Annotated in this window: 19 protein-coding genes; 11 read left to right on the top strand and 8 right to left on the bottom strand. The window is 56.2% G+C overall.

The genetic code is table 11. The features are described from left to right. Positions 1 to 35: 35 nt before the first annotated feature. Both ABLV64_RS00890 and ugpC read right to left on the bottom strand, forming a co-directional pair. Entirely contained in the window at positions 36 to 1,595 is a 1,560-nt protein-coding gene (locus ABLV64_RS00890) for an EAL domain-containing protein (protein WP_348843127.1), read from the bottom strand. Positions 1,596 to 1,830: 235 nt separating this feature from the next. Continuing rightward, on the bottom strand, positions 1,831 to 2,940 hold the full coding sequence (gene ugpC, locus ABLV64_RS00885; protein WP_023319854.1) for a sn-glycerol-3-phosphate ABC transporter ATP-binding protein UgpC: 1,110 nt from the start codon (positions 2,938 to 2,940) through the stop codon (positions 1,831 to 1,833). A gap of 354 nt (positions 2,941 to 3,294) precedes the next feature. On the opposite strand from ugpC, the gene ABLV64_RS00880 reads away from it, so the two are divergent. The 6 genes from ABLV64_RS00880 to ABLV64_RS00855 all read left to right on the top strand — a co-directional run bounded on the left by ABLV64_RS00880 (position 3,295) and on the right by ABLV64_RS00855 (position 10,434). Then, entirely contained in the window at positions 3,295 to 4,527 is a 1,233-nt protein-coding gene (locus ABLV64_RS00880; RefSeq protein WP_017898899.1) for a maltodextrin ABC transporter substrate-binding protein, read from the top strand. Between the two features lie 62 nt (positions 4,528 to 4,589). Then, the gene (locus tag ABLV64_RS00875; RefSeq protein WP_348843126.1) at positions 4,590 to 5,897 is read left to right on the top strand and encodes a sugar ABC transporter permease; all 1,308 of its coding nucleotides are present in this window, start codon (positions 4,590 to 4,592) and stop codon (positions 5,895 to 5,897) included. A gap of 10 nt (positions 5,898 to 5,907) precedes the next feature. Then, entirely contained in the window at positions 5,908 to 6,759 is an 852-nt protein-coding gene (locus tag ABLV64_RS00870; RefSeq protein ID WP_004204761.1) for a sugar ABC transporter permease, read from the top strand. A gap of 4 nt (positions 6,760 to 6,763) precedes the next feature. After that, a complete protein-coding gene (locus ABLV64_RS00865) occupies positions 6,764 to 7,966 on the top strand; it encodes an arabinogalactan endo-beta-1,4-galactanase (RefSeq protein ID WP_004204760.1) in 1,203 nt (400 codons plus the stop codon). A 30-nt stretch (positions 7,967 to 7,996) separates the two neighbouring features. Next, positions 7,997 to 10,054, top strand: coding sequence for a beta-galactosidase (locus ABLV64_RS00860; RefSeq protein ID WP_348843125.1), 2,058 nt, complete (start codon positions 7,997 to 7,999; stop codon positions 10,052 to 10,054). A gap of 65 nt (positions 10,055 to 10,119) precedes the next feature. Then, positions 10,120 to 10,434 (top strand): glucose PTS transporter subunit EIIB, encoded by a 315-nt coding sequence (locus ABLV64_RS00855; RefSeq protein WP_004204757.1) that lies wholly within the window; start codon positions 10,120 to 10,122, stop codon positions 10,432 to 10,434. 136 nt (positions 10,435 to 10,570) lie between these two features. On the opposite strand, the gene ABLV64_RS00850 is transcribed toward ABLV64_RS00855, so the two are convergent. Further along, positions 10,571 to 11,842 (bottom strand): maltoporin, encoded by a 1,272-nt coding sequence (locus ABLV64_RS00850; protein ID WP_004204756.1) that lies wholly within the window; start codon positions 11,840 to 11,842, stop codon positions 10,571 to 10,573. Positions 11,843 to 12,112: 270 nt separating this feature from the next. Here ABLV64_RS00850 and ABLV64_RS00845 point away from each other — a divergent pair, with 270 nt between their 5' ends. From ABLV64_RS00845 to ykgO, 3 genes are all read left to right on the top strand, one after another. Next, entirely contained in the window at positions 12,113 to 13,183 is a 1,071-nt protein-coding gene (locus ABLV64_RS00845; protein WP_004204755.1) for a LacI family DNA-binding transcriptional regulator, read from the top strand. 116 nt (positions 13,184 to 13,299) lie between these two features. Further along, entirely contained in the window at positions 13,300 to 13,563 is a 264-nt protein-coding gene (locus ABLV64_RS00840) for a type B 50S ribosomal protein L31 (protein WP_004204754.1), read from the top strand. Beyond that, the gene (gene ykgO, locus ABLV64_RS00835; RefSeq protein ID WP_002892018.1) at positions 13,563 to 13,703 is read left to right on the top strand and encodes a type B 50S ribosomal protein L36; all 141 of its coding nucleotides are present in this window, start codon (positions 13,563 to 13,565) and stop codon (positions 13,701 to 13,703) included. The genes ABLV64_RS00840 and ykgO overlap by 1 nt, the downstream gene beginning before the upstream one ends. Here ykgO and ABLV64_RS00830 read toward each other — a convergent pair. After that, positions 13,700 to 14,398: a GNAT family protein gene (locus ABLV64_RS00830; RefSeq protein WP_004204753.1), complete on the bottom strand. Its 699-nt coding sequence runs from the start codon at positions 14,396 to 14,398 to the stop codon at positions 13,700 to 13,702. The genes ykgO and ABLV64_RS00830 overlap by 4 nt on opposite strands. Before the next feature lie 100 nt (positions 14,399 to 14,498). Between ABLV64_RS00830 and ABLV64_RS00825 the strand changes: the two genes are divergently transcribed. Continuing rightward, a complete protein-coding gene (locus tag ABLV64_RS00825; protein WP_205608699.1) occupies positions 14,499 to 15,956 on the top strand; it encodes a PLP-dependent aminotransferase family protein in 1,458 nt (485 codons plus the stop codon). Here ABLV64_RS00825 and ABLV64_RS00820 read toward each other — a convergent pair. After that, positions 15,925 to 16,395 carry a YlaC family protein gene (locus tag ABLV64_RS00820; RefSeq protein WP_004204751.1) on the bottom strand — a complete coding sequence of 157 codons (471 nt, stop codon included), beginning with the start codon at positions 16,393 to 16,395 and terminating at the stop codon, positions 15,925 to 15,927. The genes ABLV64_RS00825 and ABLV64_RS00820 overlap by 32 nt on opposite strands. Before the next feature lie 42 nt (positions 16,396 to 16,437). On the opposite strand from ABLV64_RS00820, the gene ABLV64_RS00815 reads away from it, so the two are divergent. Beyond that, the gene (locus ABLV64_RS00815; RefSeq protein ID WP_032431198.1) at positions 16,438 to 16,560 is read left to right on the top strand and encodes a hypothetical protein; all 123 of its coding nucleotides are present in this window, start codon (positions 16,438 to 16,440) and stop codon (positions 16,558 to 16,560) included. Here the strand turns inward: ABLV64_RS00815 and maa are convergent. The 3 genes from maa to tomB all read right to left on the bottom strand — a co-directional run bounded on the left by maa (position 16,532) and on the right by tomB (position 17,875). Beyond that, complete coding sequence (gene maa, locus ABLV64_RS00810) at positions 16,532 to 17,098, bottom strand: maltose O-acetyltransferase (protein WP_004204750.1); 567 nt, start codon at positions 17,096 to 17,098, stop codon at positions 16,532 to 16,534. The two genes, ABLV64_RS00815 and maa, sit on opposite strands and share 29 nt — an antisense overlap. A 157-nt stretch (positions 17,099 to 17,255) precedes the next feature. After that, positions 17,256 to 17,474 carry an HHA domain-containing protein gene (locus tag ABLV64_RS00805; protein WP_002892050.1) on the bottom strand — a complete coding sequence of 73 codons (219 nt, stop codon included), beginning with the start codon at positions 17,472 to 17,474 and terminating at the stop codon, positions 17,256 to 17,258. 26 nt (positions 17,475 to 17,500) lie between these two features. After that, a complete protein-coding gene (gene tomB, locus ABLV64_RS00800; RefSeq protein WP_002892066.1) occupies positions 17,501 to 17,875 on the bottom strand; it encodes an Hha toxicity modulator TomB in 375 nt (124 codons plus the stop codon). Positions 17,876 to 18,024 lie beyond the last annotated feature (149 nt).

Genomic DNA, 18,024 nt, shown 5'->3' with positions numbered 1-18,024 from the left:
GCGCCCGCTGACCTTCTGCGCAGGCCGCCTGCCGCTTAATGCGCATGGAGGTTCTCTTCCGCCCACAGAATAAACGACTCTTTTGGCAGCGCTTTGCTGTACAGCCAGCCCTGGGCGTACTGAACGCCATGCTGTCTCAGCCAATCGCGCTGGCTTACGGTTTCCACCCCTTCGGCGACGGTGGCCAAATTGAGCGCCTTGGCCATTTCAATAATGTGCGGCGTCAGCGGCCGGTACTCGAGGGTATCGACAAAGGATTTATCGATTTTCAGCGTGTCGACGTCCAGCTTCTGCAGATAGCTCAGGCTGGAGTAGCCGGTACCGAAATCGTCAATCGAAATGCGGTGCCCGGCCTCGCGGTAGTGTGCGATCACCGGCATGGTGGTCTCCGGGTCAACAAACCCGCGCTCGGTGATCTCAAGGATAATCTGTTCCGCGGCGATCCCCCAGTGCTGCAGCTGATCGTGTAATAGCTTGGGTAGGGTGGGAGAGCGTAAGTCATCCACCGACAGGTTGATGGAGATATGCACTTCCGGCCGCTGCCTCAGCCAGAGGCCCAGGTCGGCAAAAATTTTCCTGACGATATCTTCCGTCAGCTGGGTGATCAGTCCGGTTTGCTCGGCCAGGGGAATGAAGATATCCGGCGATAAAAAGGTGCCGTCGGGTTGCTGCCAGCGCGCCAGCGCTTCGGCCCCGGCGATTTTTCCGTCCTGCAATGAAATAATCGGCTGATAGTGAACCTGAATCGCCTGGGAATTGAGGGCGTCCAGCATACTGTTGCGCGGTGAACGCAGGTGTCTCAGCAGGCGCAGCAGCAGCCAGGTGGCAAGCAGGCTGGTGAAGATGCCGACAGGGAGCCAGAAGATCAGCTGCTGGCGAATACGCTGCTGTAGCGGCAGGGTGGATGACCAGGTCACAATGCCGGATCCCAGCTCGGGAATGCGCTGGATCCGGTAGACCGTATTATCCAGGGTCAGCATATTCAGGTGCGGATCTTTAATCCGTTGCCAGACCTTCGCCGGCAGCGGCTGGCTGCTGATCACCATTTTCAGATGGTCCAAACCAAACAGCATGGTATGGATCTTCTCCTCGCTGGCGGGCACCACATCAATGAAGGAGATGGGATCGATCATTACCATATGCTGCCGGCTGGCCATGGCCGTCATCTGGTGATTAAGGCCAAGATCGTTAATCGAGGTCAGCCAGGTGCGATAGCCGTCGGGGGCAATGTGATCCGGTGGCGGGAAGGTCACCGCAACGCTATGGTCTTCCAGGGAGGAGCATTGCGGTACGGAATCTTCCAGCCAGAGCACTTCCTGCACGTAGCGATGGGTATAGGCGATCCGGCGGAGGGTGAGCAGATGCTCAGGGCTACAGGAGGCGGCAGAGTGTGAGTCGGCCTCCCGCAGTGCTTCCCGGGCCTGATCGGCGACCTGCAGCGTGCGGACGACAATACGGTTGGAATAATCATCCAGCTCACGATAGAACTGCATTTTGGCCTGCCGCGCCGCCTGCCAGATGCTGAGCGAGATAGGCAGGATGATGGCCAGTATCAGCACTCCTGTAAACAGCGCCATCAGATGCCGGGTCCTCATGCCTGTATCCTTATCGTTCGCCGGGTGTCATCAGTATATGCGAAAGATAAACCGGGCGCAGCGGGAGAAATCGCGCTGCGTAGGCAAAAAAACCGGCATCACAATAACCTGCGATGCCGGGAGAGAAGGATGATTCCGATGCAGCAGAATAAAAATGAGGGTGTGAATGCCGGGCAGGATGTATTCCGGCATTCAGTCGCAGCATACGCTGCGCAGATGACAGCAATATGTTGGCTTAGTGGGCGTCCGGCGCCGTGATATCGGCGCTGATGCGCAGATCGTTCTCATCAAACACCATGCAGAAGCGGTCATCGAAGGCCAGATTAATCTTCTGCCACGGGCGGAAATGGACGTCGCCGGGCAGCAGAACCTTGACGTTATCGTGACCGTAGCACTGGCCGAACAGGTAGGTATTGTTGCCCAGACGCTCCACCACTTCACATTGAAACTCCACCACGGTACCGGTGGAGACTTCCGGCGTGAGGTGCTCTGGCCGGATCCCCAGCGTGACCGCGGCGCCGGGCTTCAGCGGTTGGGTGGCAACGTTCAGGGTGAGCTGTTGGTCCTGGGCGAGGGTGACCGTTAAGCGCTCTGCCTGCCAGTCGCTGACGGTGGCCGGCAAAAAGTTCATCTTTGGCGAGCCGATAAAACCGGCGACGAATTTGTTGACCGGATTGTAGTACAGCGCCATCGGCGAACCCATTTGTTCGACCTTCCCGTAGTTCATGACTACGATTTTATCGGCGAGCGTCATCGCCTCCACCTGATCGTGCGTGACATACACCATGGTGGTCTTCAGCTCCTGGTGCAGTCGGGCGATATGCAGGCGCATATCGACGCGCAGCTCGGCATCGAGGTTAGAAAGCGGCTCATCGAACATAAACACCCGGGGATTACGCACGATAGCGCGGCCAATGGCCACACGCTGCCGCTGGCCGCCGGAGAGCTGCTTCGGTTTACGATCCAGCAGGTGAGAGAGCTGCAGCGTTTTGGCCACCATTTCCACCTGGCGACGGATCTCCGCTTTCGGCACTTTATTGACTTTCAGCCCATAGCCCATATTCTCCGCCACCGTCATGTGCGGATAGAGCGCATAGGACTGAAAAACCATCGCCACGCCGCGGCGGGCGGGGACCACATCGTTCATCACCTCATCGCCAATCAGCACTTCCCCGTCACTGACCTCTTCCAGCCCGGCAATCATACGTAACAGCGTCGATTTTCCACAGCCGGAAGGGCCGACGAAGACCGCAAACTCGCCATCTTCAATATCGAGATTGACCTGGTGCAGCGTCACCGTGCTGCCGAACCTTTTGGTGACATTCCTCAGTCGTATATTGGACATCCACATTCCCCGAAGTGAGTAGCCGTTGTTTGCCGTTGGCGTGTCGCTGATTTGAGTGTGTTTGTATTACGTGTAACAAATCAGCGTGACAATATTCAACAGCGCTAAAATCATGTCCTGACTATAACTTCCGCGGTTTTTGCGCCATACAGCGGCGTTTCATTTCTGCAAGGATGATCACACAACTGGCAGCTTATGGTAGTTTTATCCCTAATCAAAGCGTAGCGTATAACAAAAGCGAACCAGAGTCTGTTTTCTATGTAACAAGCCAGTTTGAAATGATTTTTTTCCTAACTGGCAGACGTAAGTCAAATAAAAACCATTAAATTGTTATACCTTCACATGAGGTTGATAATGAAAAAGAACACGCTTGCTGCACTGATCCTTACCACCCTCGCGGCGGGGCAACTTACCAGCCTGCAGGCGCATGCCGCCGGGCAGCTCAACGTTTGGGAAGACATTAAAAAATCCACTGGCATCAAAACCGCGGTCAGCGATTTTGAGAAGCAGTACAACGTGAAGGTCAATCTGCAGGAGATGCCTTATGCCCAGCAGCTGGAAAAGCTGCGCCTCGATGGCCCGGCGGGCATTGGGCCGGACGTGCTGGTGATCCCGAATGATCAGCTCGGCGGCGCCGTCGTTCAGGGACTTCTCTCGCCGCTCAACGTCGAGCAGGCGAAACAGGATGCCTTTACGCCAGCCTCTATCAACGCCTTCCGCATGGACAACGCGCTGTATGGGATCCCGAAAGCGGTGGAAACCCTGGTGCTTATCTACAACAAGGACCTGATCGACAAGCCGCTGGACAGTCTGCAGGCCTGGCTGGACTACTCGAAGACCCAGCGCGAGCAGAACAAATACGGCCTGCTGGCCAAGTTTGATCAGATCTACTACAGCTGGGGGGCGATTGGCCCGATGGGCGGCTATATCTTCGCGAAGAACGACGGCGGCGGTTTTAATCCGCAGCAGGTGGGGCTCAATACGCCCGGCGCCGTGGAAGCCGTGACCTTCCTGAAAAAATTCTATGCCGAGAAGGCCTTCCCCGCAGGGATCCTCGGCGATAACGGGCTGAACGCCATTGATTCGCTGTTTACCGAGAAAAAAGCGGCGGCGGTGATCAACGGCCCCTGGGCCTTCCAGCCGTATGAAGCCGCCGGTATCAACTATGGCGTGGTGCCGCTGCCGACCCTGCCGGACGGCAAGCCAATGAGCTCCTTCCTCGGCGTTAAGGGCTACGTGGTATCGACCTGGAGTAAAGACAAGGCGCTGGCGCAACAGTTTATCGAGTTCATCAACCAGCCGCAGTATGTAAAAGCCCGCTATGTCGCCACCGGCGAAATCCCGCCGCTGAAGGCGATGATTGACGACCCGGTGATTAAAAATGACGAAAAGGCCAGCGCCGTCGCCGTCCAGTCGGCTCGGGCGATGGCTATGCCGGGCATTCCGGAGATGGGGGAAGTGTGGGGGCCGGCCAATGCCGCGCTTGAACTGAGCCTCACCGGCAAGCAGGCGCCGCAGGCCGCGCTCGATAATGCGGTGAAACAGATCAAGATGCAGATTGAAGCGATGCAGGCCAGCAATCAGTAATTTACCGTCACGTGAAGTCACCGAGCGGGAGGGGGACCTCCCGTTTGTAGAAGGAGTCGAGTGTGAGCATCCATTCCAGCGAAAATTTTAGCGACGCGCGCGGGCCCAGGCGCCATGCGTGGTGCGGCCTGTTGCTGGCAATCGTGCCGGGTTTCGGCCAGTTTTATCATCGCCAGTGGCTGAAGGGGCTGGTCTTCCTGGTGCTGCTGAGTAGCTTTTTGGGTATTTTTTACGATTTCCTGCGCGAGGGGCTGTGGGGGCTCTATACCCTGGGTGAAGAGGTGCCCCGGGATAACTCTATCTTCCTGTTAGCGGAGGGGATTATCAGCGTGCTGATCGTCGCTTTTGGCGTGCTGATCTATTTTCTCTCGCTGCGGGACGCGTGGCTGAACGGCAAAAAACGCGATGAAGGGGTCGCGCTGAACAGCGTGCGTAAGCAGTACCAGATGCTGCTGAGCGACGGCTTCCCGTACCTGATGATCACCCCGGGCTTTATTCTGCTGGTCTTTGTGGTGATCTTTCCCATTCTGTTTGGTTTCGCCATCGCCTTCACCAACTACAACCTGTACCACACGCCGCCGGCGAAGCTGGTGGACTGGGTGGGGCTGAAAAACTTCGTCAATATTTTCACCCTCTCCATCTGGCGCTCCACCTTTCTGGATGTGCTGCAGTGGACCGTGGTGTGGACGCTGCTGGCGACCACCCTGCAGTGTACGGTGGGCGTGCTGTTGGCGATTCTGGTGAACCAAAAAGATCTGCGCTTTAAGCCGCTGATCCGCACCATCTTTATTTTGCCGTGGGCGGTGCCGGGGTTTGTCACTATCCTCGTCTTTGCCGGGATGTTCAATGACTCCTTCGGGGTGATTAACAACGCGATCCTGTCATTCTTCGGCATCAGCCCGAAGGCATGGCTAACCGACCCGTTCTGGACCAAAACCGCGCTGATCATGATGCAGACCTGGCTTGGCTTTCCGTTTGTCTTTGCCATGACCACCGGCGTGCTGCAGGCGATCCCGGACGATCTGTATGAAGCGGCGACGATGGACGGCGCCAGCGCCTTTACCCGCCTGCGCACCATCACCCTGCCGCTGGTGCTGTACGCGATCGCGCCGATCATCATCACCCAGTACACCTTCAACTTTAATAATTTCAACATTATTTATCTGTTTAACAACGGCGGCCCTGCGGTGGCGGGATCTAACGCCGGCGGGACGGATATTCTGGTGTCGTGGATCTATAAGCTGACGATGTCCTCGTCGCAGTACGCCATCGCGGCGACCATCACTATCCTGCTGTCGATCTTCGTCGTCGGCCTGGCGCTGTGGCAGTTCCGCGCCACCAAATCCTTCAAAAATGACGACATGGCGTAAGGGAAGCAACATGGCTCAATCACCCAGTATTAAACGCGAAAAGTGGATCCGACTCTCTCTCACCTGGCTGGTGGTTATCCTGGTCTCGGTGGTGATTATCTACCCGCTGGTCTGGACCGTCGGGGCGTCGCTGAACGCCGGCAATAGCCTGCTCAGTACCTCGATCATTCCGGAAAACCTGTCGTTCCAGCACTATGCCGATCTGTTCAATGGCAATGTGAATTACCTCACCTGGTACTGGAACTCGATGAAAATCAGCTTTCTGACCATGGTGCTGACCCTGATTAGCGTCAGCTTTACCGCTTACGCCTTCTCCCGCTTCCGCTTTAAAGGGCGGCAGAACGGGTTGATGCTGTTCCTGCTGCTGCAGATGATCCCGCAGTTTTCCGCGCTGATTGCCATCTTTGTGCTGTCGCAACTGCTTGGCCTGATAAACAGCCATCTGGCGCTGGTGCTGATCTACGTCGGGGGAATGATCCCGATGAACACCTGGCTGATGAAGGGGTATCTCGACGCGATCCCTAAAGATCTGGATGAGTCCGCCCGCATGGACGGCGCCAGTAGCTTTCGCATCTTTATTGAGATCATCATGCCGTTGTCGAGGCCGATCCTTGCGGTGGTGGCGCTGTTCTCCTTCACCGGCCCGCTGGGGGATTTCATCCTCTCCAGCACCATCCTGCGTACCCCGGATAAATACACGCTGCCTATCGGTCTGTATAACCTGGTGGCGCAAAAAATGGGGGCCAGCTACACCACCTACGCGGCGGGGGCGGTGCTGATTGCCGTGCCGGTCGCGATCCTCTATCTGGCGTTACAAAAATACTTCGTCTCCGGCCTGACCTCGGGCAGTACTAAAGGATAAGCACATGAAAAGATTTACACCCGCATGGCTTGCGGTTTGTCTGGCATGCAGTTTTTCCCTCCCTTCGCTGGCAGCGGACGCGCTTGAAACCCGCGCCTTTCAGGGTATGCCGGCGGACTTTATTAAAGGCGCGGATATCTCCACGCTGCTGGATGCCGAAAAGCACGGGGCAATTTTCTACGACCAGAATAACCAGCGTAAGGATCCGATCGCCATTCTGAAAGAGAACGGCGTCAACTATGTTCGCCTCCGCCTGTGGGTGGATCCGCAATCGGCAAGCGGCGAGGGCTATGGCGGCGGGAATAACGATCTGGCCACTACCCTGGCGCTGGCGAAACGGGCGAAAGCCCAGGGAATGAAGCTGCTGCTCGACTTCCATTACAGCGATTTTTGGACCGATCCCGGCAAGCAGTTCAAACCGAAGGCCTGGGAAAAGATGGATTATCCGCAGCTGAAAACGGCGATTCATGACTATACCCGGGATACCATCGCCCGCTTTAAGCAGGCGGGCGTCCTGCCGGATATGGTGCAGATCGGCAATGAGATCAACGGCGGTATGCTGTGGCCGGAAGGGAAAAGCTGGGGGCAGGGGGGCGGCGAGTTCGACCGGCTGGCCGGGCTGCTGAACGCGGCCATTGATGGTCTGAAGGCGAATCTGCGCAATGGCGAGCAGGTGAAAATCATGCTGCATCTGGCTGAAGGGACCAAGAACGATACCTTCCGCTGGTGGTTTGACGAAATAGAGAAACGTCATGTGCCCTATGACGTGATTGGTTTGTCGATGTACACCTACTGGAACGGGCCGATCAGCGCCCTGAAGGCCAATATGGATGACATCAGCAAACGTTATAACAAAGATGTCATTGTCGTCGAGGCGGCCTATGCCTATACCCTGGCTAACTGCGATAACGCGGAAAACAGTTTTCAGGCCAAAGAGGAAAAGGACGGAGGCTATCCCGCCACCGTGCAGGGGCAATATCGCTATATCCACGATCTGATGCAGGCCGTAATAGATGTTCCCGACCAGCGCGGCAAAGGTATTTTTTACTGGGAGCCGACGTGGATTGCTGTGCCGGGAAATACCTGGGCCACCCCGGCGGGGATGAAATATATCCATGACGAATGGAAAGAGGGTAATGCGCGGGAAAATCAGGCGCTATTTGACTGCCAGGGAAAAGTACTGCCGTCGGTAAAAGTATTTAATTAATTATTTGTCGTTCTTTTCAGGAAGTTTATTATGAATAAATTTGCACCTTTACATTCAAAGGTTAATACGCTGCTGCATGGCGCGGATTATAATCCGGAACAATGGGAGAATGACCCCGACATTATTGATAAAGACATTGCCATGATGCAGCAGGCAAAATGCAATGTGATGTCGGTGGGCATATTTAGCTGGGCGAAACTTGAGCCGCGCGAAGGGGTATTTGATTTCGCCTGGCTGGATACTATCCTCGATAAACTGTATGCCGCCGGCATTCATGTATTTCTGGCCACGCCGAGCGGCGCGCGTCCGGCGTGGATGTCTCAACGCTATCCGCAGGTTCTGCGGGTGGGGCGCGATCGGGTGCCGGCCCTGCACGGCGGCCGTCACAACCACTGTATGTCATCGCCGATCTATCGTGAGAAGACCCTGAAAATCAATAGCCTGCTGGCGGATCGCTATGCTGCGCACCCGGCGGTGCTGGGCTGGCATATTTCCAATGAATATGGCGGCGAATGCCATTGCGATCTCTGCCAGGCCCGCTTTCGCGACTGGCTGAAGACGCGGTACCAGACCCTGGAGAACCTCAACCAGGCCTGGTGGAGCACCTTCTGGAGCCATACCTATACCGACTGGTCGCAGATTGAATCGCCTGCGCCGCAGGGCGAAACGTCGATCCACGGTCTCAACCTTGACTGGCATCGCTTTAACACCGCTCAGGTGACCGATTTCTGCCGCCATGAAATCGCCCCGCTGAAGGCGGCGAATGCCGCCCTCCCGGTGACCACCAACTTTATGGAGTATTTCTACGATTATGACTACTGGCAGCTGGCGGAGGTGCTGGACTTTATCTCGTGGGACAGCTATCCGATGTGGCACCGCGACAAAGACGAAACCGCGCTGGCCTGCTACACCGCGATGTATCACGACATGATGCGCAGCCTGAAGGGCGGCCAGCCGTTTGTGCTGATGGAGTCCACGCCGGGTGCGACTAACTGGCAACCGACCAGCAAACTGAAGAAACCGGGCATGCATATTCTCTCCTCGCTGCAGGCGGTGGCGCATGGCGCCGACTCGGTGCAGTATTTCCAGTGGCGGAAAAGTCGCGGTTCGGTTGAGAAATTTCACGGCGCGGTGGTCGACCATGTCGGGCACATCGATACCCGTATTGGCCGTGAAGTCAGCAAACTCGGTGAGATACTGAGCAAGCTACCGGAGGTCCGGGGCTGTCGCACCGAGGCGAAAGTGGCGATTATCTTCGACCAGCAGAACCGCTGGGCGCTTGATGACGCCCAGGGACCGCGCAATCTGGGGATGGAGTATGAGAAGACGGTCAATGAGCACTACCGTCCGTTCTGGGAGCAGGGCATCGCCGTCGATGTGATTGACGCCGACGCTGATTTAACGCCGTACCGGCTGGTCATTGCCCCGATGTTATACATGGTGCGCGACGGCTTTGCCGCGCGGGCGGAGGCGTTTGTCGCCAGCGGCGGCCATCTGGTGACCACTTACTGGACCGGCATCGTCAACGAATCCGATCTCTGCTATCTCGGCGGCTTCCCGGGCCCGCTGCGCAATCTGCTGGGCATCTGGGCGGAAGAGATCGACTGCCTGAATGACGGCGAGTTTAATCTGGTGCAGGGCCTGGCCGGGAATCAGTGCGGTCTGCAGGGCCCGTATCAGGTGCGCCATCTCTGTGAACTGATCCATACCGAAAGCGCGCAGACGCTGGCCACCTACCGGGATGATTTTTATGCCGGAAGGCCAGCGGTGACGGTGAACGGCTTCGGGAAAGGTAAAGCCTGGCATGTGGCCTCCCGCAACGATTTGGCCTTCCAGCGCGACTTCTTTGCCGCCCTGAGCAAGGAGCTGGCGCTATCGCGGGCGATCGCGGCGGATTTACCGCCCGGCGTGGTGGCTACTGCGCGCACCGACGGTGAGAGCACGTTTGTCTTCCTGCAGAACTACAGCGCGCAAAGCCATACCCTGAGCCTGCCGTCAGGGTATCGGGATTGCCTGACCGACGCGGCGGTGTCGGACCCGCTGACCCTGTCAGCATGGGATTGCCGTATTCTCCGTCGCCACGCCTAATCCTTTTTTCTCCACGCCTGCTCTGCCGAGCAGGCTTTTTTGTATCTATTACCCTGGAGTTTATGATGGTGAGTTTAAAATCTTTCCTGCACTATTTCTCTCCTGCACGTCCGGCACAGCCGTTAAGCGAAGCGGAAAAACAGCAAATCGAGGCGTTGGTTCAGGCCTTCGGCGGTGAAGCGAATATTACCCAAGTGGACGCCTGTATTACCCGTCTGCGGGTAACGGTTCGTCATCTGGCAGCCGTGGACTCGGACGCATTACAGCAGCAGGGCGCGCTGGGTGTCATTATTCTTGGCCAGCAGGTTCATGCTATTTTCGGTAAGCAGTCCGATGCGCTACGTCAATTGCTGGATGACCATTTTGCCGCGCGGAAATAAATAAAACGGGATAACCTGAAAACAGGTTATCCCGAAAATAAGACAAAGACAGCAGTGGCAATAATGATTACCGGAGGGAAATTAATGACCTTACAGTTGGAGATATAAATAACGTATTTGTCTTACCAGCGCGATATTACCACCAGGCTTCAACCTGTACGCCGAAATTCCAGGTATTATTCGCCGTCTGGTCTTCAAACGGTTTACCATCTTCGGAATCATTCAGATACGACGCGAAAATACGTAATTCCGGGCGTGACATAAAGTCCGGCCCGTCCGCCAGGCCCAGCGCAATGGTATATTTCTCACCGGCCTGTTTGTAGCTGGTGCCATTGTTATAGCTGTCTTTCTGATAGAAACCGCCGACTTCGCCAATCAGGCGCACGTAGTCGGTGAACTGATACTGCCCGCGGGCGACCAGCGACAGCATCCGCGTTTTATCGGTATAGTCGGTAATGTCATCCGCCGAGCCCCAGGTCAGAACGTGGTTGATGGAGAACTTCTCGGTAATTGGGATCAGACCGGTGTTAATCACGCGATAGCCGGTGGCGTCGTTCACGTAGTTCCACATATCGTACCAGCCGCCGCCCTGGGAGACCATATTCTGCGCCAGACCTTTGTTGGCATACTGCAGCACGGTTTTGTTATAGCCGCCCAGCATATCCTGACTGATTTCACCGGTCAGCATCACGCCATTTTCGGCATCGTACAGTCCGCCGTAGCTATCCTGTTTTTTGGTGGTGTTCGGCATGGCGTAGTCGATGCCGAATTCGGTCCACGACCCGGACCACGGCTTCCATCCCGCGTAGCGTAAATCGATATAGTTGATATTGACGTTGCTGTCGCCATCGACGCGATAGTCAACGTCGTTGGCATCGCCGCGGATCCACGCCAGCGAGACGGCGCCCGGGCCAAGGGTGTAGTTTTCCACCCCGGCCCCGGAGCCGGAAATGTTCCAGTATTTAGTATCGATGATGTGCAGGTCGTGACGCTGGTAGTAACGTTTGCCGCCCCAGATCACCGCATTCGGATCGCCCGGGATCAGCCCTTTGATCTGCAGGTTCAGCTGACGTAAGCCGAACTGCGCGTCATCGTTCAGCGTGGTTTCATTATCGTTAGAGCCATCGGAGACCATGCTGACCATGCTGTCGAGATAGAAACTGACATCATCTTTTTTGTAGACCTCGGAGCCTAACTCCAGCTCGCCATAGGTATCCGATTCGTTCCCCAACCGGCCCAGCTTGTTCTTTTGCCATTCCGCTTCGCTACCGTCGCCGGAGACCCCAACCCCGGCACGCAAATAGCCATGAAAATCAACGGTCGGGATCGCAGCGGTAGCCGCAAAGGCGGAAGGGGCGATTAGCGCAGCGGCTAATGCTGTGGAAAGGACGCGCAGTGTCGTATTCATCTCTATCCTCTTATTGTTTTGTATTACGTTCACATAACTGATGTCATAAAATGCCTAAATGTAACTTCAGGCAAATGAGATATGATTATTGTGTGACTAACTGCAAATAATAACGCTGGTTTTTGTTGTGATGAGTGAGGTGATTCACAATTAACCTGGTTGTGAACGTAATACTTTTTGTGGTGTAATTTTGCGATGAGAGGTAGCGGTGAGCGTTTTTTCAAATGGCCCCTGTTACAATCATGGGATAACAACATAAGGAACCGGACCATGAAGTCTAAAAGCGCTACTCTGGAAGACGTCGCTCGTCATGCGGGCGTCTCTTACCAGACCGTGTCCAGGGTACTCAACAAATCTGCCAATGTATCCGAAGCGACGCGCCGCAAGGTGGAGAAATCGATAGAGGCTCTGCGCTATGTGCCAAACCGGCTGGCGCAGCAGCTGGTGGGGAAGGAGAGCCAGACGGTCGGACTGGTGACGATTTCGCTGGCCTGGCATGCCCCCTCCCAGGTGGCGGCGGCGGTAAAACGCTATGCCAATCTGGAAGGTTACCAGGTCCTGATTTCAATGATTGATGAGAGCGTCAACCAAAGCATCCAGGATTCCATCAATGAGCTGAAGTCTCAGCGGGTGGATAAGGTCATTATCAACGTGCCGCTGGAGACTGAACAGGCGCAGAAAATCGCCGCTGACAATGATGATATCGTCTGCCTGTTTCTCGACGTTGATCCCTACAGCTCCGTGTTTAACGTTTCGTTTAACCCGGCGGACGGCACCCGGGCCAGCGTCAAATATCTCTATGAGATGGGGCATCGGGAGATTGCGTTGCTGGCAGGCCCGGACAGCTCCGTATCGGCGAAACTGCGGCTGAAAAGCTGGCTCGAGACCCTGGATGGCTACGGTCTGAAGCCGGTGACCGTCCTGCGCGGCAACTGGGATGCGCAGAGCGGCTACGCCGGCGCGCTGCAGATGCTGCGGGAAACGCCTAATTTCAGCGCCGTGCTGGTGGGCAATGACCAGATGGCGCTGGGGGTGCTCAGCGCCTTCCATCAGCATCAGGTGGCGGTGCCGGGAGAGAAGTCGGTGATTGGCTATGACGATACCTACGAAAGCTCCTTTTTCTATCCGGCATTGAGTACGGTCTCGCTGGACCTCGACCTGCAGGGGAAAGAGGCGGTGCGGCGGATCCTCGCCAGTACCAGCGGCGCGGCGCATACCTCATCCATCCTGCCGGCGCGCCTGGTGATTCGCCATTCCAGCGGCGCCAGAGTCGAGCAGGGGAAAGATCTGCAGGCTATCGCGGAGCAACTTCGCGCTATCGCCCACCGTCTGGCGCCCTGAAGCCAAAGGCGAGGAAACTCGCCTCTTTGTTATTACCCCTGATATGACCATGGTTGATCTTTGTCGTGGAACGGCGTACCTTAATTGTTATGTTATAACATAATTATGAGGTCATGATGAAAGCCCATATCCATCCTCCCTATCGCACGGTGGTGTTTCACGACACCAGCGCCAATGAATATTTTAAAGTTGGCTCAACCATCCGCACCGAACGCGTGATTGAGCTCGACGGTGAGACGTATCCGTATGTGACGATCGACGTCTCCTCGAAATCGCATCCGTACTACACCGGCAAACAAAAAACGTTCGCCAGCGAGGGTAGCGCGGCCCGTTTCCGCCAGCGCTTTGGCGGCTTCATTGATGCAAAAAGGAAGGCATGATGCAGGTCGTTAACTCATTACGCAGCGCCAAACAGCGCCACCCGGATTGCCAGCTGGTCAAACGCAAAGGGCGGCTGTACGTGATCTGCAAGAGCAACCCCCGCTTCAAAGCAGTGCAGGGGCGCAAAAAACGTCGTTAACGGAAGCTTTCCAGGGGACGGCGCTGCTGGCCGTCGGCGGTAAAATTGTCGGCGGCCAGCCATTGGCGCATGGCGCTATCCAGCTGCGGCCATTCGCCATCAATCACTGAAAACCAGTCCGTGTCCCGGTTGTGTCCTTTGCTCACCAGTGCCTGACGAAAACGTCCTTCGTACTGAAATCCCAGTCGCCTTGCCGCCCGGCCTGACGGCGTATTGAGGCTATTGCATTTCCATTCATAGCGACGGTAGCCGAGCGTCTCGAATACATACTGCATCAACAGCCAGTGCGCTTCGGTGGCCATAGCCGTTCGGCTCAGCAGCGGAGAGAAATGGACATGCCCCACCTCGACCACGCCATGGGTGGCATCGATGCGCATTAACGCCAGCGAGCCGACCGCCGTTCCACGCTGCTGGTCAACGACGGCGAAATGGATCGGATCGGCCAGCGTCGCAACCTGCGCCACCCAGGCGCTAAATTCAGCCAGGCTGGTTTCCGGTTCGCGCAGCAGCCACGTCCAGCTGCGGGCGTCGGGCGCCAGCTGATGGGCAGCAAACAGATCGCTGGCGTGGGCGAGGGTGAGTGGTTCGAGCCGACAGCGGCTGCCCTGAAGTACCTGCCGGGTCGGCCAGGGGCGGGGTTGCCAGTCGGGCAGCGCGGCGCCGAGCGCCTGTCCAAACTGATTGTATTCACACATTGCGGTTTCCTTATTGGGGATGTACAGGCAGCGTACGCGCTGGCTGGTTCCATAAAAAGTGCCATTAGAGTATGTTTTTATGGATCCACGAGGAGGCGACATGAATATACCGGACGATGCGTTTTATGGGTTGGTGACGCAGGGGATGCGGCAGCGAACGGACGAAACCCTGCAGCGCGCCCTTTACCACACTTTGCGCCATGCCATCCTGCAGGGAACCCTGGCGGCCAGCTGCCGTTTGCCAGGATCGCGCGTGATTGCCGGTCGACTGCATCTGTCGCGTAATACGGTGAATGCCGCACTGGAGCAGCTGACGCTGGAGGGATACCTGACGCGAAGCCGTCAGGGGACGCAGGTGGTGCCGCTCGCCGCTAGCGGTCGGCAGGAGGTAATCGCGCCACCCGTTGTGCTGTCTGAGCGGCTGCAGGGGCTGCCAGCCGCTATGCGCCGTGACTCGCCGGCGCTGCCGTTTACGCCTGGCATGCCGGCGGTGAACTATTTCCCGCTGCCGCTGTGGCGGCGGTTAATCGATAAGGCATTGCGCGACGAAGGCAGCACGCTGCTGGGCTACGGTGAGGCCGCGGGCGATCCCCAACTGCGGGAGGCTATCGCCCGCCATCTGGCGCTCTCCCGGGGCATCCGGTGCGATATCCGGCAGATCGTCATCACCGAGGGGGCGCTGGAAGGGGTCAACTTATGCGCCTCGCTGTTGACCAACCCGGGCGACAGCGTGTGGCTGGAAGAGCCGGGGTACCTGGGCGCCAGGAGTGGTTTCCAGCGAGCGGGGCTGCGGGTCTGTGGGATGGCCGTCGATGGTGAAGGGATGTGTATCGCCAACGGCGTGGCAGAGCCACCCCGGCTGATTTTCACCTCTCCCTCTCATCAGTATCCCCTTGGGAGCGTCATGAGCGCCGCGCGGCGTCTGGCGCTGGTGGAGTATGCCCATCGGCACGGCGCGTGGATTGTGGAGGATGACTACGACAGCGAGTTTCGCCACAGCGGAGAGCCGGTCCCGGCGATGCTGGGGATGGTCCCGGATGCCCCGGTGGTCTATCTCGGCACCTTCAGTAAAACCCTGTTTCCGGCGCTGCGTATCGGTTTTATGGTCATGCCGTCCGCGTTGGCGGATGCCGCTCAGGAGGCCATTGGCGCGCTGCTGCGCGGCGGGCACCGCGCTGAACAGCGTGCGCTGGCCAGCTTTATCGAGAAGGGACACTATGCGCGTCATCTGGCAGCGATGCGTCGTCTGTACCGCAAACGTCAGCAACAGCTGCGCGAGGCGCTGGCGCAAGAGATTACCGTGCCGTGTGAAGTCCTCGGTGGGGAAGGGGGACTCCATCTGACGTTGGCCATAGAGGGGATCGACGATCGAACGATTGCGCAGCAGGCGCGTCAGTTTCAGCTGGCGCCCGCTGCGCTAAGTCATTTCTATCTCGACCCGCGGCGGGGGCGGAGCGGGCTGGTGCTGGGGTATGGCAATACTTCGGCTTCCCGCTATCCGCTGGCGCTGCGGACGCTGAATCGTCTTATTGCGCAGTACCGGCGCGGGTCAGCGTAAAGACATCGTAAAAGGAGAGCTCGCCTTTGGTGTCGACCATTTTTTTAAGCTGTGCCTTCTGCTCGCTATCGACGTCCGGCGACTGCAGGATACGGTCGATCAGCTGTCGGGGGACAAAGCGGGTGTTGTACCATTCGCCGTTGTAACACACGCGAAAGTCGAGAACATCGATATCTTCGTAACGATAGCGTGGATAGACGTCAAAGAAGAAAAAAGCGTTGAACAGGATGAACAGCACCACCAACAACCAGACCGAATCCACCAGCGTTTCAGAGCGCAGCATGACCACCAGCGTCGCCAGAAACGCGGCATACATGGCAACAAACAGGCCCGGATGGTTGCGGATAAAACTGATGCTAAAACGCGGGCGATTATCGCGTTTTTCCTGCACGTTAAGTTCGTCAATGGTGTGAGTCAGCAGGCGTTGTATTTCTGTCATCTTGGTCCCCGAATTCTGCAATAAGCCCGCCCCGTGCGCCCGATGGCTCAGGTGCGGCAGGCTCAGCCTGAAGGTTATTTTATGTTGCAGTATTCCGCGGAGAAAGTAACAGATCAGTTACAGAAAAGCATAACAGTTACGCATTCGGCGGCGGAAGGCGCTTGATGATCTGCGCCGGGTTGCCGCCGACAACGGTACTGGCGGGAACGTCTTTAGTGACCACCGCTCCGGAGGCGATGACCGCATTATCGCCAATGGTCACCCCGGGATTGATCACCGCCCGACCACCAATCCACACATTGTGTCCAATGGTCACCGGTTTGCCATATTCCTGGCCGCTGTTTCGGGCCTCAGCATCCAGCGGATGGGTGGCGGTATAGATATGGACGCCCGGCGCCAGCATGCAGTTATCGCCAATATGGATAGGGCAGACGTCCAGCATCACACAGTCGAAATTGGCGTAAAAACCGGCGCCGAGAAAGATATTGTAGCCGTAGTCGCAGCGAAAGCTTGGCTCGATATACGCATCGCCAGCGCGACCGAACAGCTCGGCCAGAATATGCTGACGTTCTTCCTGGGCATTCGGGGCGGAATGATTATAACGGTGCAGCAGCTGTCTGGCGCGCAGGCGATCGGCGCGAAGCGTTGGGTCGCCAGATAAATAGAGCTCACCGGCGATCATTTTGCGTTTTTCTTCACTCATTGGTCTTCCTTATACCTGACGTTAGAGGTCGCAACAGTATAAAAAAGAAACCGGTTACAAGTTTGCTGTTTGCTGAATGCTGTGATGACTATCACAAAGATGTCCTGCTGAGGCTGGCGATTACCATCCGGTCAGCAGACCGCGTCGGGCGCACTAATTAGCGGATAAATTTCCAGACGGACGTCGGGATTTTATCGTACAGCTTATTCATAGTCAGTTCAGCCAGACGATGATCGGCGGCTGAGTAAAATACCGCCAGCTCATTATCAGAAAGTTCATATTTGTTTTTTTCAATGACGCGCTCCAGCGTGTCAATTGTCTGGCAACGACGTAAGCGCATCAAATAGTCTGTTTTAGTTAATGGCTTATCAGACATAATTCCACCTTTTGATTGTAATAATCCTAACACGAAAGACTGGCCGGATTTTCCCGGCTGGCGTTGACAAAACAACGAAATAACCGATTACCGGATTTTTTCCACTTTTGCAAATCCGTAGAGTTAATGCCGTAGTTACTGAACAACGTAAATGTGTCGTCCAGATATTCGTCAACCTGAGCGATCAGCTTATTATCCTCAGCGTACTTAATTTTATAATTAAGGGCGAATGTGGCAATGTGCTCGATCAGTTCATTTAACTGGAGATTGACAGCCGATGTCGGGTCGTTGACCCAGCCATGGTTGCTCTCTTCCAGGTTTGCAAGGCAGTCATGATACAGCGTTTCGCAGAGAAAGCGTAGTTGTGCGATATCATGTCTTTTTGGCGAGTATTCGTCCATAACGCATCCCCTTTTGAGTGGTTTAAACGACGACTAACAAACACCGTTGTGGGATGAACACGACTAACTGACCTGACACTAACTGAGTAATCCTGCTGATTTAACTATAATCCACTCTCCAGGAGATTTCATCGTGCTATTACGAAAAA

Source organism: Klebsiella sp. JB_Kp031, assembly GCF_040064295.1.
Classification (GTDB): Bacteria; Pseudomonadota; Gammaproteobacteria; order Enterobacterales; family Enterobacteriaceae; genus Klebsiella; species Klebsiella quasipneumoniae.
The sequence above is the reverse complement of the archived record's forward strand: the minus strand, read 5'-3'. Positions and strand labels throughout refer to the sequence as shown.